This is a genomic window from Streptomyces sp. NPDC006385, from assembly GCF_040612485.1.
GTDB lineage: Bacteria > Actinomycetota > Actinomycetes > Streptomycetales > Streptomycetaceae > Streptomyces.
On sequence record NZ_JBEXQG010000123.1, the window covers coordinates 1 to 14,333 of the forward strand.

Consider the following 14,333-nt stretch of genomic DNA (forward strand, 5'->3'; position numbering starts at 1 on the left):
GCGTGACCTTGACCGCTTCCACTCCGACATCCGAGACGAGCGCGTCCATCATGTGAACACCCCCTTGGGATGCGGGCCCCGACGCGGCCAGCGCCGTCGGCCCGCCCCGTCCGTCCGCCGCGCGCAGCGCCGCCCGTACCGCCTCGCGCCCGATCCAGAAGCCGCTGCCGTCGTCGCCGAGCAGCCAGCCGTCGCCGCCCGCGGTCGTGGTGCAGGCGCGGGCGGTGACGCGCGCCGCGACCGCGCCGGTGCCCGCCACCAGGGCGAGGCCGTCGGCGGGGGTGCCGGGCGCGGCGGCGAACGCGGCCTCGATGTCACTGTGGATCTCGACCGAGGCGGCGCCGATGCCCAGCCGCCCCAGCGCGACGGTGAGCGCGGCGTGCGCCCTGATCCGGCCCGGCTCGTCCGGAGCGGTCCGCGAGGCGCCCGCGAAGCCGCCGGCCACGGCCACGACCCGGCCGCGCAGCCCTTCCGGCACGGCCCGCGCGAGGGCCTCGACGAGGTGCTCGGTGAGCTGGGGGCCAGGGACGGTGAGGGCGTTGCCCGGTCCGCCGACGCCCTCGCCCTCGGGATCGCCCGCGGGCACGGGCGCCAGGACGGCGCGGGTGCGGGTGCCTCCGGCGTCCAGGCCGACGACGTAGACCGAGCTTTGGTTCAAATCACTATTCATCGGCGCCCATGGTGGTTGATACATTCGCGACGGACAAGAGCCAAGCCACGGCAACCCGAGGAGGATCCCATCCGCCCGCTCCGCTTCGGCGTCAACTACACGCCCCGCCACGGCTGGTTCCACTCCTGGCACGACTTCGACCCGGCACGCGCGCGTGAGGACCTGGACCGGATCGCCGGTCTCGGTCTCGACCACGTCCGCGTCTTCCACCTCTGGCCGCTGCTCCAGCCGAACCGCACCCTCGTGCGCACCGCCGCCGTGGACCAGCTGGCGCACCTCGTCGACCTGGCCGGCGAGGCCGGACTCGACGTCGTCGTGGACGGCGTGCAGGGCCATCTGTCGAGCTTCGACTTCTACCCGGAGTGGACCCGCAGCTGGCACCACCGCAACGTGTTCACGGACGGCGAGGCCATCGCCGCCCAGGCCACCCTGCTGCGCACCCTGGGCAGCGCCCTCGCGGGCCGCCCGAACCTCATCGGCCTCCAGCTCGGCAACGAGCTCAACAACCTGGTCGAGCACAACCCCGTCACGGCCGACGAGGTCGACCGCTACCTCGACACCCTGCTGGCCGCCGCCCGGGACGGACTCGGCGAGGCCGGCGGCCTGGTGACGCACTCCGCGTACGACGCCGCCTGGTACGGCGACGACCACCCCTTCACCCCCGAGGCCTCGGCCCGCAAGGGCGATGTGACCACCGTCCACCCGTGGGTGTTCTCCGGCGACTGCGCCCGCCGCTACGGCCCCCGCTCCCCGCAGGTCCGGCACCTCGCCGAGTACGGCACCGAACTGGCCAAGGCGTACGCCACCGACCCCGCCCGCCCGGTCTGGGTCCAGGAGACCGGCGCGCCCGAACCGCACATCCCGGCCGCCGACGCGCCGGACTTCGCACGCGCCACCGTGCGGAACGCGGCCGAGTGCGCGGGACTGTGGGGCGTGACCTGGTGGTGCTCCCACGACGTGGACCGTTCGCTGGCCGACTTCCCGGAGCTGGAGTACACCCTGGGCCTGTTCGACTCGGCGGGCCGCGCCAAGCCGATCGCCGAGGCCCTCGCCGAGACCGTCGCCGACCTGCGCGAGGAGCCCCGCCCCGACCACCCCCGGGACACCGCCCTGCTCCTGGACTGCACGCCGGGCACCCGGTCGGTGTCCGGTCCGGGCGGCGCGTACTTCGAGGCGTGGATGCGGTTGCGGACGGAAGGCGTCCGCCCGGCGGTGGTCCTGGCCGCGCGGTCCGAGGACACGGAGTACCTGACGGCGCGCGGAATCAAGGAGGTCGTACGGCCGTCCTGACCACCGCGCCCGGAGCAGCCGCGACTGCCAGGGGATGCAGCCCGGCGTCACACGTGGCGACGACCATGGGCTCGGTGCCGCAGCGGCGCAGGACGCCTCCGACGAGCAAGAGGTCGTAGATCCTTGTCAGCGCCGTGACTGGCGGGCGCGCGCCTCACCCACCGGCCGCGCCCACCAGCACCTCGGTGACCGCCCGCAGATTCACCCGCCCCCGCCCATACGCACACAACGCGCCACCCTCCGGCAGCCCCGTATCCACCAACACCGCATCCGGCCGCCGGGCCGACAGGGCGTCGCGCAGCCGCGACTGCCAGGGATGCAGCCCGGCGTCACACGTGGCGACGACCAAGGGCGCGGTGCCGCAGCGGCGCAGGATGCCTTCGACGAGGGCGTCCGGGTCCGCGCCGCACTCGCCGGTCACCGCCGTGCCCGTCGTCGTGGGGTCGAGGGCGCGTACCTCGGTCAGCAGGTCCTCCCCGCCCCAGTTGAGCGCGGGGTGCGGGGGCGGGAACAGGTCGACGACATGGGCGCCGGGCACGGCGGGCGGTACGCCCCGGCTCCGCACGGCCCGGCGCGCGGCCCGGAGACCGGCGCCCGGGTCCCAGTCGGCGACGTGCGCCGGGGGCGTCGCGTACCGCTCGGCGAGCCGCCGTACCCGTCCCGCGGCTTCCTCGATCCGCTCCCGCGCCAGCACGCCGGTGCGCAGCGCGTCGAGCACGGCGTCCCGGCAGTCCAGGGTGACGTTCAGGTCCCCCACGGCGACGATCACTTGGTCCGCGCCGGCGGCGAGCGCGATCCGGGCGCCGGCCGCCTCGCCGTACTGGTCGGCGATCGCCCTCATCTCCAGCGCGTCGCTGACGAGGACGCCGTCGAAGCCGAGGTCGTGGCGGAGCAGGTCGCCGAGGATGCGTCGGCTGAGCGTGGCGGGCCGGTTGGGGTCGAGCGCCGGGAAGACGACATGGGCGCTCATCAGCATCGGCACGCCCGCGTCGATCGCCGCCCGGAACGGTTCGAGGTCGGCGCTCAGTTCGTCGTACGGCCGCGGGTCGACCGCCATGCCGTGGTGGCTGTCGGTGACGGTGCCGCCGTGGCCGGGGAAGTGCTTGGCGCAGGAGGCGACGCCTCGGGCCTCGGTGGCGGTGATCCAGGCGCGCAGGTGGCGGGCGGCGAGACCGGGGTCGGCGCCGAAGGAGCGGGTGCGCACGATCGGGTTGTCGGGCCGGCGCTGGAGGTCGGCGACGGGGGCGTAGGAGGCGGTGATGCCGAGGGTGGCCAGGTGCCCGGCCAGCGCGTCGGCGCAGCGGGCGGTGAGGTTCGGGTCGTCGGCGACGCCGAGGGCGTAGGAGCCGGGGACGTCGGGGGCGCCGGCGCCCACCAGGTGGCCGATGCCGCCGCCCTCGTTGTCGATGGCGACGAGGAGGTCCGGGCGCAGGGCCCGCAGCTCGTCCGTGAGGCGGCGCACCTGCCGGGCGTCGCGCACGTTGCGGGTGAAGAGGATGACCCCGCCGAGGCCGCGGTCGATGAGCTCCTTGAGCGTGTCGGGCACGCTCGTCGTGCCCTCGAATCCGGCGACCAGGCAGCGGTGGGCGGCTTCGTCGAGGTCGGCGGGGAGGGCGGCCGGCCGGAGGGAGGCGTGCTCGAAGTGGCTCACCCGGGCAATGCTCTGGCTCGATCAGCCGTAAGTCAATATTCCGGTGGATGAGTGATTCAGATGATTCAGCAGCAGTCCCTCACGCCCCTTCGGACCGCTCACGCGGACAGCTTCTCGGCCTTCTCCACGGCGGCCGCCAGCCGTTCGAGCACGGGCGCGTATCCGGCGTAGCTGTAGCGCTCCTCCATGGCCCAGGGCACGGTCTGGCCGGCCTTGACGGCGGGCAGTTGCCGCCAGGTCCGCTTGGCGTCGAGCTGTTCGGCGCTCATGGCCGAGGAGCGGTTGTCGACCAGGATGAGGTCCGCGTGGTACTTGTCGGCGTTCTCCCAGCTCAGGAACTCCCAGAAGCCCCACTCGTCGGACTTCTTGCCCTCGACGAACTCGACGCCGAGGTCCTTGTAGTAGTTCAGGTCCGCGTAGGAGTCGGGTACGGCGACGTAGAACTGATCGTTGTCGCCGGTGATGGCCATGACCTTCAGCCCCTTGTTGGCGGCCGCCGCCGCACGCAGGGTCTCGACCGCCTTGTCGAAGCGGGCCCGGGCGTCGGTCACCTTCTTCGCGCCCAGGTCGGCGCCCAGCGCCTCGGCGAGTTCGGCGGTGCGCTCGAGGGGGTTCAGCAGGGAGGTCCGGGCGACGCTGATGCCGACGGTCGGCGCGAGCGCCTCGATCTTCTTGTGGCTCTCCTGCGGGACGTACCACAGGTCGGGGCCCGGGAACATGTTGCTGATCAGCAGGTCGGGATTCAGCGCCGCGTACTTCTCGACGTTGAACTGCCCCCACCGCGTGCCGAGGCTCGTCAGCTTGGCCACGTCCAGGTCGCCGGCCTGCGGGTTGGGCTTGCCGTCGACGGGCTCGGTGGGCCCGAAGACGCCGTCGCACGCCACTCCGTAGTCGTGGAGCGCGGCGGCGGCGCTGACGAAGGCGACGAGTGTCCGCGGCGCCTCGTCGAGGGAGACCGTGCGCCTCCGGTCGTCCTTGAAGGACCAGCGGCCGCCGCCGGCCTCACGCGCCTCGCCGTCGGCGTCCCCGTCACCGCCACAGGCGGCGAGCAGCGAGCCGAGACCGAGGGCACCGCCCGCGGTGAGCAGACGACGGCGGGACATGACTGGGGCCATGGCGAGACCTCCCCCTGAACAATATTGAGGGAAGCCTAACCTAAGTCACACCCGGCAAGGCGCCTCCGCCCCAGCCGTCCGGTCGAAAACCGGTTGTGCGGTGATCATCCCGGCGTCTAACGTCGGCCCCCATCGGCGTGTAGCTCAGCAGCAGAGCACCGGGCTCGGGACCCGGAGGGCGCAGGGGCGGAACCTGCCACGTCGGCTTATGAACGACAACGCTGAGCAGCAGCCCCTCACCGCGGCCCCGTCCTTCGCGGCGGCCCAGCTGGCCAAGGCCTTCACGACCGCGCTGACCCACGAGGACGCCGACACCCGGCGCCGCGCCGAGGTGCGCGGGCAGCGCTGGCGGGCGGTCCTCGCGGGGATGGCCACGGGCCGGCTGACGGTCGGTTCGCGTACCCCGGTGGCGGACCTTCCGGCCTGGGTGACTCCCGAGGTGGTGCGGGGCGGTTTCGCCACCGGAACCGCGCGTGCGGGCGGCCCGCTCCAGCCGTACGAGACCGACGCCGCGCGGAGTTTCGGGGTGCCCGCCGAGCGGCGGGCGCTTTTCGCCCACTGCCTCACCGAAGACGGGCTCGCCTGGCTGTGGGCCCGGCTGGACAGCGGCCACTACGAGATCGGCGTACCCGAGGAGGCCGCGCTGCTCACCATGGCCTGGCTGGTGCGGCAGGGAGAGACCGACGCGGCGCTGGACCTCGCGGCGGAACTGGAGCCGTTCGCCGACCGGCTGCGGTTCCTGCCCCGGCCGGCGGACGGACCCGCGCCGGACGCCACCGCGGCCGTCCACCGGCACACCGTCTCCGACGCCGTCGACACCCTGGTCCGGCGCCGGCCCCACGAGGCCGTCGAGACCCAGCGCGAGGCGCTCGCCGTATGGCAGCCGTTCGGCGACGAGCTGCTCGTGCACTGGCTGCGCACGGCACGGGACGGCCGGGTACTCGCACTCGCCCCGGACGCCGACTGGTTGGCGCACGGCGAGGCGCTGCTCGGCCGCTACCGGCGGCTGGCCGCGGAGCACACCCGCTGCACCAAGCACCGCAACCCCAAGGAGAACCTCGGCATCCTGCGCGGCGCGCTGGAGGAGACCGTCGCCGGACGGCCTCTGGACGCGCGCCGGCTCGGTCTGCTGCGGCACGCGGTGGCGTCCATGGTGCGGCGGCGCGGCCTGCCCGGGTCCGATCCGCACACGGACCTGCGCCGACGCCAGGCCGAGCAGGCGGCGCTCCCCTCCCATCACGCCCTGGCCCAGCTGATGCTGCGCCGGCTCGCCGTACTCCCGCAGGAGACGGGCATCCCCGATGCCGCGCCGTTCCTCGGCGCGGTGACGGAGGAGGAGAGCCGGGAGACCGGCCTGCCCGCCGGGGCCGCCGTACCGCCCACGATTCGTCAGGTGGTCGAGTCCGCGCTGAGCGCGCCGCTCGGCACGCTCGTGGAGCGAGGCGTCGTCCCGTCCGCCGAGGTCCTGGCCGAGTTGGTCCCGCAGTTGGTGGCCGCCGCCACCGCGCAGGCGTACCGCGACGAGACGCTGCGGGCGCTGATGGCCGCGAACTACCGGGCGTTCCGCAACCGCCGCTCGCTGCTGCTGCTCAACCTGGAACGGCAGGTGCGCGTCGAGGAGCTGCCCTGGGTACGGGCGGTGTCCGGGCAGCGATCAGCGGTGCTGGGCAAGTCGGACGGCGAAGGGGCGCTCGCCGTGCTGCGGCAGCTGGGGGAGCTGTCCGTGCAGGCCTTCCCGGGCACGATCCTGCCCAACCCGCTCGTCCGCGAACTGGCGCAGCTCGAGCGCCAGGCCGACCTGGGCGCCCCGTTCGTGGAGGAGCTGGCCGCCGACATCTTCATGGGCACGTTCAGCCCGAAGTTCCTCACGGCGGCGCGGATCGCGGGCGAGCTGCTCGGCGGCACACTGTACGAGCGCTACTACGGCATCGACTACGCGGCGATCCGCAACCTGGCGATCGCCGAGACGGGAGCGGCCCTGACCCGTTCGTACGGCGCCCCCACCTCTCCCGGTTTCGCGCGGCTGTGTGCCGAGCGGGCCGGGGTGGCGTCCGGGTCCTGGTCGGTGGCGGCCAACGGCACGGTGATCGAGCAGGCGCAGATCCTCACCACCCACAACCTGGCCACGCTGGTCCACCGGGTGGGCATCGCCCCGCGGCCCGGCTGGGCCGACCTGGCACGCCGCTGCTACGTGACCGTGTGCCGCCTGATCGCCCGCGCGCACCACGAACCACGGCCCTTGGGCACCCTCAAGGACGCGGCGTACGCCTGGCGCCAGATGCTGTTCCACCTTTCCCTGTGCCCACCGCAGGAGCAGCGACGCTTCCTCGCGGGCCTGCCCGAGGAGACGGCCCACCGCCCCAGCCACGTCGCGACCCGACTGGCCCCCGCCCTGGCGGGCCTGGCCCTGGTCGCCGAGGGCGGCGCTTTCGGCCCCGACGGCACGGCGGACGGGGGCCGCGCCCGGCGGTTTTCGGGGTGGAGCACCGGCAAGCACTGGATGCGGTGAGAGCGGGGAGCAGTCGCGGGCAGGCGTGGGGGCGCGCGGGCGGGCGTCCCCGGCAGTGTCGCTCGCTCGCCGACGCGGCTTCCGCTCATGGACACCACGGCGTCACATCGAGCGGGCACGTTTCCGTAGTCCCCCCTTGCCTCGCCCTCTAGCCGTCCGCCCCGCGTCCGTGCGGGTGGGACGCGGAAGGACGACCGCGCCGTGTCCTCGCTCCCGCTCAGCGATCTCCCCGGACCGCTGCCCGCTCACCCCGCCCCCAGCGCCACCCCCACCGCCACCGCCACCGCCACCCCGCGTTCTCGCTTCTCCCCCGCCCGCCTCACCCGCCACGCGCTGACCCTGCTCCCGCTCCTGCTGATCGGGGCATGGGCGGCAGCCGACTGGCGTGCCTTCCAGGACGGGGTCGGCCGACTCGCCACCGCCGACCCCTGGTGGCTGCTCTGCGGCCTCTTCTTCACCTGCATGGGCTGGGTGGCCGCCGCGGTCGTCCGCCAAGGGGCCGTGCCGGAACGGCTTCCGCCGGGCCTGCTGCTCGCGTCACAGTTCGCGGCCGGCGCCGCGAACCACGTACTGCCGGCGAGCATCGGCGCCCACGCCGTCACCTTGCGCTTCCTTCAGGGCCGCGGTATCCCGCTGGCCCGGGCCACCGCGTCACTCGCCCTGTACTCGCTGGTCAAGCCGATCGCCAAGACGCTGGTGCTGCTCGGCTTCCTCATGGCCTTCCCCGAACTGCTACACCTCGGCCGACTCGTCCCGGACGGACGGACGTTGCTCCTGGTCGCCGCGGGCGTCACGGCCGCCCTCCTCACGGCGGGCATCCTCGTGGCGACCGTACGGCCACTGCGCCGCCCCCTCGTCCGCTTCGTGCGCACCGCGCTCACCGACGCCCGGCTCCTGCACACCCGCCCCAGCCGCGCCCTCGCCCTCTGGGGCGGTGCCGCCGCCACCCCGCTGCTCCAGGCGAGCGTGATCGCCTCGGTCGGTTTCGCGCTGGGCCTGCCGCTGTCCTGGACGCAGGTGGTCCTCGCGTTCCTCCTCGCCGGCACCGCGGCGGGAGCCGTGCCCGCACCGGGCGGCATCGGTCCGGTGGACGCGGCGCTGGTGTTCACGATGACCACGTTCGGCGCACCGATGGGCCTCGCCGCGGCCACCGTCATCGGCTACCGCGTCCTGACGGTCTGGGTACCGCTGCTGCCGGGCGCGCTGGTGCTGTCGGTTCTCGTGCAGCGCAAGTTCCTCTGAGCCCGGCGGACCTCTCCGGTGACCGCGCGCTATTCCTGCTCGACCCGCACCACCGCCACCGTGATGTTGTCGGGCCCGCCCGCCTCGATGGCCGCCTTCCACAGTTCGAACGCCGCCCGGCCGTCGTCGTGCTCCCGCAGGATCTCCTCCAGTACGTCCGTCGCCACCGGGTCCGTCAGCCCGTCCGAGCAGATGAGGTAGCGCTCGCCCGGCGCCATGGTCTCGGACGTGACATGGGGGACGACCGCACGATAGGTGAGCGAGCCGCCCAGGCTCTGGGTGACGAGGGACGTCGTACGCCCGGCGGGGTGGGGCGGACTGTCGTCGACGCTGAGCTGGCGCAGCCCGTCGCGGGAGGCCGCGAGGACCCGGCTGTCGCCCACGTTGAACACCAGCAGCGCGTCGGGCCGCACGACGACGCCGGCGACCGTCGTCCCCATGCCGGCGAGTTCGCCCGCCTGGTCGCCGCCGGCGGCCTTGAAGACGGCGCGGTTGCAGAGGTTCAGGGCGTCCCGGACGGCGACCTCGCTGCTCAGGGCCGGACCGAGCGCCGCGATCCGGCGGACGACGAGAGCGCTGGCCACCTCACCACCGGGATGCCCGCCGAGCCCGTCGGCGACGGCGACGACGAGGGGCGTGCCGAGCGGGAAGATCAGGGTCTGCGGATTCTCGGTGACGGTCGCGCACAGCGTCCACGGCCCGACGGCGAGACTGTCCTCGTTCCGCTCGCGCAGCAGTCCGGGATGGCTGATCGCACTCACAGCGACGTACGGCATGCGGCGCCACCGCCTTCCCGCACCGGAACGACCGCCCGGGCCGGACGTTGCCTACGAGTCTAGGGCCTCGTCCGGCGTCAGCCGCAGCGCGATGCTGTTGATGCAGTACCGCTGGTCGGTCGGTGTGGGGTACCCCTCGCCCTCGAAGACATGCCCGAGATGCGACCCGCACCGGGCGCACCGCACCTCGGTGCGCACCATCCCGTGCGAGCGGTCCTGGACGAGCTCCACCGCGTCGGTGTCCTTCGGGTCGTAGAAGGACGGCCAGCCGCAGTGCGACTCGAACTTCGTGGTGGAGGTGAACAGTTCGGCGCCGCAGGCGCGGCAGGAGTAGACGCCCGTCGCCTTGGTGTTGGTGTACTCACCGGTGAAGGCGGGCTCCGTGGCGGCCTGGCGGAGGACGGCGTACTCGGCCGGGGTCAGCTCCGCGCGCCACTGCTCGTCCGGCTTTTCGACGTCGTACGACATGAGTCCTTGCCCCTCACTTCGACAGGCGGTCCAGGATGAGCGGACCGAGGTCGGTGACATCGCCCGCGCCCATGGTGAGAACGAGATCACCGGGCTCGGCCATTCCCGCGACCAGCGAGGGAACCTCGCCCTTGTCGTGCACGGCCGTCACCTCGGCGCCGGCCGCCCCGGCCGCCTCGATGACCAGGGCGCTGGTGACGCCGGGGATCGGGTCCTCACGGGCCGGGTAGATGTCCAGGACCAGCGAGGCGTCCGCCAGGGCCAGGGCCTCGCCCATCTCCTTGCCCAGCTCCTGCGTCCGGGAGAAGAGGTGGGGCTGGTAGACGACCAGGATCCGGGCGTCACCGGCGGCCGCGCGCATGGCCTGAAGGTCGGCCGTCATCTCGGTCGGGTGGTGGGCGTAGGAGTCGATGACCTGGACGCCGGCGGCCTCGCCCTTCAGCTGCAGGCGCCGCTTCACTCCGGTGTAGGCCGCCAGCGCCGGGGCCAGCTCGGCGGCCGGGACGCCCAGCGCGGTGCCGGCGGCCAGGGCGGCCACGGCGTTGAGCGCGTAGTGGCGGCCGGGGACCGAGACCGTGAAGGTGCGCTCCTGGCCGTCGAGGAGGACGGTGACCTGACTCTTCAGACCCTGCGCCAGCACCGACAGGACGCGTACGTCGGCGTCCTCCGCCTCGCCGTACGTCACCACCCGCACATCGCGGGCCGTGACCCGCCGGGTCAGCTCCCGCGCTCCCTCCTGGTCCGCCGAGATCACCAGGGTGCCGCCCTCGGTGATGCGGTCGGTGAACGTCACGAAGGACTCGTAGATCTCGTCCATCGACGCGTAGTTGGCGTGGTGGTCGAGCTCCACGTTCAGGACGATCGCGACCTCGGCCGCGTACTTGTGGAAGCTGCGGTCCGATTCGTCGGCCTCGGCGACGAAGATGTCGCCGTCACCGTGCAGGGCGTTCGAGCCGGGGGTGTCCAGGTCGCCCCCGATGGCGTACGACGGCTCCAGGCCCAGCGCGGACAGGGAGACCGCCAGCATCGACGTCGTGGTCGTCTTGCCGTGCGTGCCGGCGACGGCGATCGGGCGCAGCCCCTCCATCAGCGCGGCGAGCGCGTCGGAGCGGTGCACCACCGGGATGCCGAGCTCGGCGGCGCGGGCCAGCTCGGGGTTGTCCTTCCGGATCGCCGACGACACGACGACACAGCTGGCGTCGTCGGCGAGGTGCTCCGTCGCGTGCCCGATGTGCACGGTCACGCCCAGGGCGCGCAGCGCCTCGGCGGTCTCGGACTCCTTGGCGTCGCTGCCGGCCACCTTGGCCCCACGCTGGGCGAGAATCTTCGCGATCCCGGACATTCCGGCGCCGCCGATGCCGATGAAGTGCGGTCGGTCCATGGCGGTGGGAATGCCGGGTGCCATGCGTGTTCTCCCCAGGTGCGGTAGGACGGTGAGCCCCCAGCCTATTGGGTGCTCCCGCGGGCGTTGCGCAACGGGGCGAACCGCACCCGGCGAACCCGCCCGAGCGCCACGGCGCCCACGGCCCGGCCCGGCCCGGCGGCAGCGCTACGCCTTGCTGTGCGAGAACAGCTTCAGCACCGGCACCCCCACCTTGTGCCGAGCCCTCGACGCCCAGTCCCGGTGGAAGAACTCCTCCACGTAGTGCGGGTCGGTCAACACGATCACCTCGTCCGCACCGACCTCGTCCACCACGGCCTTGAGCGCGTCGAGCGGATGGTCCTCCAGCAGCCGCCCCTCGGCCTCCGCCCCGGCCCCGCGCAGCGCGGTGAGCGACACCTCCAGCGCCCGCTCGCCGGTACTCATCGCCTCCTCGCCCTCCGGGGTCCTGCCCTCGCGGACCGCCTCGTCCAGTTCGCCGAGCGCGATGTCGTCGATGGCGCGCAGCAACGTGTCGGCCTGCTCGCCCCGCGGCTGGAGCAGCACGTGGAAGGAGACCGGTTCCTCCCCGTGCAAGGTGGTGACGAACTCCACGTCGACGGACGTCAGGGCCTTCTCGATCATCAAAACGCTTGTGAACACCGGGCGCCCCTTCTGCGGAAACCATCCTTCCCCGCGCTCGCACGGGGACTGCGACCTTTAGTCTGCCCGGCGGAAGCTAAACGGAACGGTGGATTCCACCATTTTCAGGACCATGGCACTCAGAGAACCCGTTTCCGAACCAACCTGACCTCACGTCCGCCGGTACCGACCGAACAGGAAGCCCTCCTCCTCCAGCAGGGCCACCAGCTCGAACCGTTTCGGGACCGCCACCGTGGGCCCTCCGGCGATGCGCTGGGCGTCACCGGCGGTGAGCATGGGGGAGATCGTCAGACAGAGCTCGTCGAGCACTCCGGCGGCCACCAGTTGTCCGAGCAGCCGCGGGCCTCCCTCGGTCAGCAGGCGGGTGTGACCGAGCTCCGCGAGCGCCTGGACGGCGCGCACGGGGTCCACACCGACGCCGTCACCGGCGATCACCACCCGGGCGCCGGCCTTCTCGGCGGTCGCGACCCTGTCCGGGGCCGCGGCGGCGCCCGTCAGGATCAGGGTGGGGACGACGGGCGAGGTGAAAAGCGGCAGGCCGTAGTCCAGGTCCAGGCTCGCGCTGACCACGGCGATGGCCGGCGCCGGCGACTGCCCGGCCGCCTCGCGCGCCTCGGCGAACTCCGCACGCGCGCGTGCCGGACGGTACCCCTCCTGACGGACCGTTTCGGCACCGACGATCACGACGTCCGCCAGCCCCCGCAGCGTGCCGAAGATCCGCATGTCGGCCGCGTTGGAGATGGGCTGCGAACGGCCGTCGTGCTGGGCTGCCCCGTCCAGCGTGGACACCATGTTGGCCCGCAACCAGGGCTTCCGACCGCCGGCGCCGGGCTCGGGGTAGGCATAGGCGGCGGCGAGCTCGGCGAGGCTCCACTCCCGGTCGACCAGAGCACCACCGGATCCGGCTCGGGAGGATCCGCCGCCGGGCCCCGCGGTCACCAGCGCCCCGTCGGCGGCTCCAGCCCCGTCGTCCCCGGCCGAACCGCCAAAGGCCCTCGCTGCTGTCTCATCGGTCACAGGGAACAGGCGTCGCATGTCATGGAGTGTGGCACGGCGCTTAGCATGGTGAACCGTGTCGTCCTCCTCCGCAGCCTCCGGTGTGCACCCGATAGCCGAAGCGAGCCCGCTGTCCCTGTGCGCCCGTGAGCCGCACGTCCCCGCCGACCGGCTGGTCGCCGAGATGGTGCCGCCGCCGCGCTTCGACTCGGTCCGCTTCAGCACGTACCTCCCGGACCCGAACCAGCCCAGCCAGACCGAGGCGGTCCGCGTCCTGGAGGACTTCGCGGGCGGGCTCGGCGGGGCGCACGCGAGCGGCGCCGGAAAGGCCAAGCGCGGTTTCCTCGGGTTCGGCAGGCCCAAGGCGCCCAAGGTCCCGGCGGGGCCCCGTGGCGTCTACCTCGACGGCGGCTACGGCGTCGGCAAGACCCACCTGCTCGCCTCCCTCTGGCACGCCACGCCGGCCGAGCCGTCCCTCAAGGCGTTCGGCACCTTCGTGGAGCTGACGAACCTCGTCGGCGCACTCGGCTTCCAGCAGACGGTGCGCACCCTCTCCGGCCACCGCCTGTTGTGCATCGACGAGTTCGAGCTGGACGACCCGGGCGACACCGTCCTCGTCTCCACCCTGCTCGGCAAGCTCGTCGACGCGGGCGTCGCGCTCGCCGCCACCTCCAACACCCTCCCCGGCAAGCTCGGCGAGGGCCGTTTCGCGGCGGCCGATTTCCTCCGTGAGATCCAGGGCCTGTCGGCCCACTTCCGCGCCCTGCGCATCGACGGCGAGGACTACCGCCACCGCGGCCTGCCCGAGGCGCCGGCGCCGTACTCCGACGAGCAGGTGACGAGGGCGGCGTACGCCACCGCGGGCGCCTCGCTCGACGACTTCCCGCACCTGCTGGACCACCTGGCCCGCGTCCACCCCAGCCGCTACGGCGCGCTGACCGACGGACTCAAGGCGGTCTGCCTGACCGACGTGCGGCCCGTACCGGACCAGTCCACCGCCCTGCGGCTCGTGGTGCTCGCCGACCGGCTCTACGACCGTGAAGTCCCGGTCCTGGCCTCCGGTCTGCCCTTCGACAGACTCTTCAGCGAGGAGATGCTGAAGGGCGGCTACCGCAAGAAGTACTTCCGGGCCATCTCGCGCCTCACCGCCCTGGCCCGCGACGCCCAGGGCCTGGTGTCGGACTGACGCTCATTACCTGCGACAACTCCCCTTGATCAAGGGTCAGTTCGCGCCACGTCACCCTCGTCTTTCAGGCTCTCTTCAGCTCGAAACGTTAAGTTAACCCTGCAAACAACTTTGCCGGGCTAAGGTGTTTCTTGACCAACGGTTGACCAAGTGTTGGTGCGTACTAGAGGGCGTGAACTGGACGGGAGGGAGGCGCATGTTCCGAGGTCCGACGGCCCGCACCGTGGTTTCGGCTCTCGCCACCGTCCTGCTCGCCCTCCAGTTCTTCGCACCTACCGCGTGCTTCGCACATGCGCACACGGTCAGTCAGGTAGAGGCCAAAGCCCAACCCGGAATCAAGATCTCCGGGAAGGCGCTGCGCGATGAGACCCTCACGTCACGCCACTGCGTTCCGTCGGGCAATGGGG

The 14,333-nt window shown here is 72.8% G+C and carries 12 protein-coding genes, 1 tRNA gene and 1 pseudogene; 6 read left to right on the top strand and 8 right to left on the bottom strand.

The window, feature by feature from the left end; translation table 11 throughout:
* A partial coding sequence (locus ABZ078_RS42790; RefSeq protein ID WP_356583949.1) for a BadF/BadG/BcrA/BcrD ATPase family protein occupies window positions 1–670 on the bottom strand: 670 nt, incomplete at its 3' end.
* Between the two features lie 18 nt (window positions 671–688).
* Here ABZ078_RS42790 and ABZ078_RS42795 point away from each other — a divergent pair.
* Window positions 689–1,960 carry a glycosyl hydrolase gene (locus ABZ078_RS42795; RefSeq protein ID WP_356583960.1) on the top strand — a complete coding sequence of 424 codons (1,272 nt, stop codon included), beginning with the start codon at window positions 689–691 and terminating at the stop codon, window positions 1,958–1,960.
* Window positions 1,961–2,114: 154 nt separating this feature from the next.
* On the opposite strand, the gene ABZ078_RS42800 is transcribed toward ABZ078_RS42795, so the two are convergent.
* Together ABZ078_RS42800 and ABZ078_RS42805 are read right to left on the bottom strand one after the other, a co-directional pair.
* Window positions 2,115–3,611: a glycoside hydrolase family 3 N-terminal domain-containing protein gene (locus ABZ078_RS42800; RefSeq protein ID WP_356583950.1), complete on the bottom strand. Its 1,497-nt coding sequence runs from the start codon at window positions 3,609–3,611 to the stop codon at window positions 2,115–2,117.
* Window positions 3,612–3,709: 98 nt separating this feature from the next.
* Window positions 3,710–4,726, bottom strand: a complete 1,017-nt coding sequence (locus ABZ078_RS42805; RefSeq protein ID WP_356583951.1) for an ABC transporter substrate-binding protein — start codon at window positions 4,724–4,726, stop codon at window positions 3,710–3,712.
* 133 nt (window positions 4,727–4,859) lie between these two features.
* Between ABZ078_RS42805 and ABZ078_RS42810 the strand changes: the two genes are divergently transcribed.
* The 3 genes from ABZ078_RS42810 (at window position 4,860) to ABZ078_RS42820 (ending at window position 8,477) form a co-directional block, all read left to right on the top strand.
* A tRNA-Pro gene (locus ABZ078_RS42810) sits at window positions 4,860–4,931 on the top strand.
* Window positions 4,932–4,934: 3 nt separating this feature from the next.
* A complete protein-coding gene (locus ABZ078_RS42815) occupies window positions 4,935–7,235 on the top strand; it encodes a hypothetical protein (RefSeq protein WP_356583952.1) in 2,301 nt (766 codons plus the stop codon).
* Window positions 7,236–7,436: 201 nt separating this feature from the next.
* Window positions 7,437–8,477, top strand: coding sequence for a lysylphosphatidylglycerol synthase transmembrane domain-containing protein (locus ABZ078_RS42820; RefSeq protein ID WP_356583953.1), 1,041 nt, complete (start codon window positions 7,437–7,439; stop codon window positions 8,475–8,477).
* Window positions 8,478–8,506: 29 nt separating this feature from the next.
* On the opposite strand, the gene ABZ078_RS42825 is transcribed toward ABZ078_RS42820, so the two are convergent.
* The 5 genes from ABZ078_RS42825 to ABZ078_RS42845 form a co-directional block, all read right to left on the bottom strand.
* Complete coding sequence (locus ABZ078_RS42825) at window positions 8,507–9,253, bottom strand: protein phosphatase 2C domain-containing protein (RefSeq protein ID WP_356583954.1); 747 nt, start codon at window positions 9,251–9,253, stop codon at window positions 8,507–8,509.
* A gap of 51 nt (window positions 9,254–9,304) precedes the next feature.
* Entirely contained in the window at window positions 9,305–9,721 is a 417-nt protein-coding gene (gene msrB / locus ABZ078_RS42830; RefSeq protein WP_356583955.1) for a peptide-methionine (R)-S-oxide reductase MsrB, read from the bottom strand.
* 13 nt (window positions 9,722–9,734) lie between these two features.
* Window positions 9,735–11,126 carry a UDP-N-acetylmuramate--L-alanine ligase gene (gene murC, locus ABZ078_RS42835; protein WP_356583956.1) on the bottom strand — a complete coding sequence of 464 codons (1,392 nt, stop codon included), beginning with the start codon at window positions 11,124–11,126 and terminating at the stop codon, window positions 9,735–9,737.
* Between the two features lie 144 nt (window positions 11,127–11,270).
* Window positions 11,271–11,726, bottom strand: a complete 456-nt coding sequence (locus ABZ078_RS42840; protein ID WP_356583957.1) for an indole-3-glycerol phosphate synthase — start codon at window positions 11,724–11,726, stop codon at window positions 11,271–11,273.
* A gap of 168 nt (window positions 11,727–11,894) precedes the next feature.
* On the bottom strand, window positions 11,895–12,779 hold the full coding sequence (locus ABZ078_RS42845) for a pyrimidine reductase family protein (protein ID WP_356583958.1): 885 nt from the start codon (window positions 12,777–12,779) through the stop codon (window positions 11,895–11,897).
* 37 nt (window positions 12,780–12,816) lie between these two features.
* On the opposite strand from ABZ078_RS42845, the gene zapE reads away from it, so the two are divergent.
* A complete protein-coding gene (gene zapE, locus ABZ078_RS42850) occupies window positions 12,817–13,926 on the top strand; it encodes a cell division protein ZapE (RefSeq protein WP_356583959.1) in 1,110 nt (369 codons plus the stop codon).
* 196 nt (window positions 13,927–14,122) lie between these two features.
* Window positions 14,123–14,333, top strand: a pseudogene (locus ABZ078_RS42855) (hypothetical protein); the annotation flags it as partial.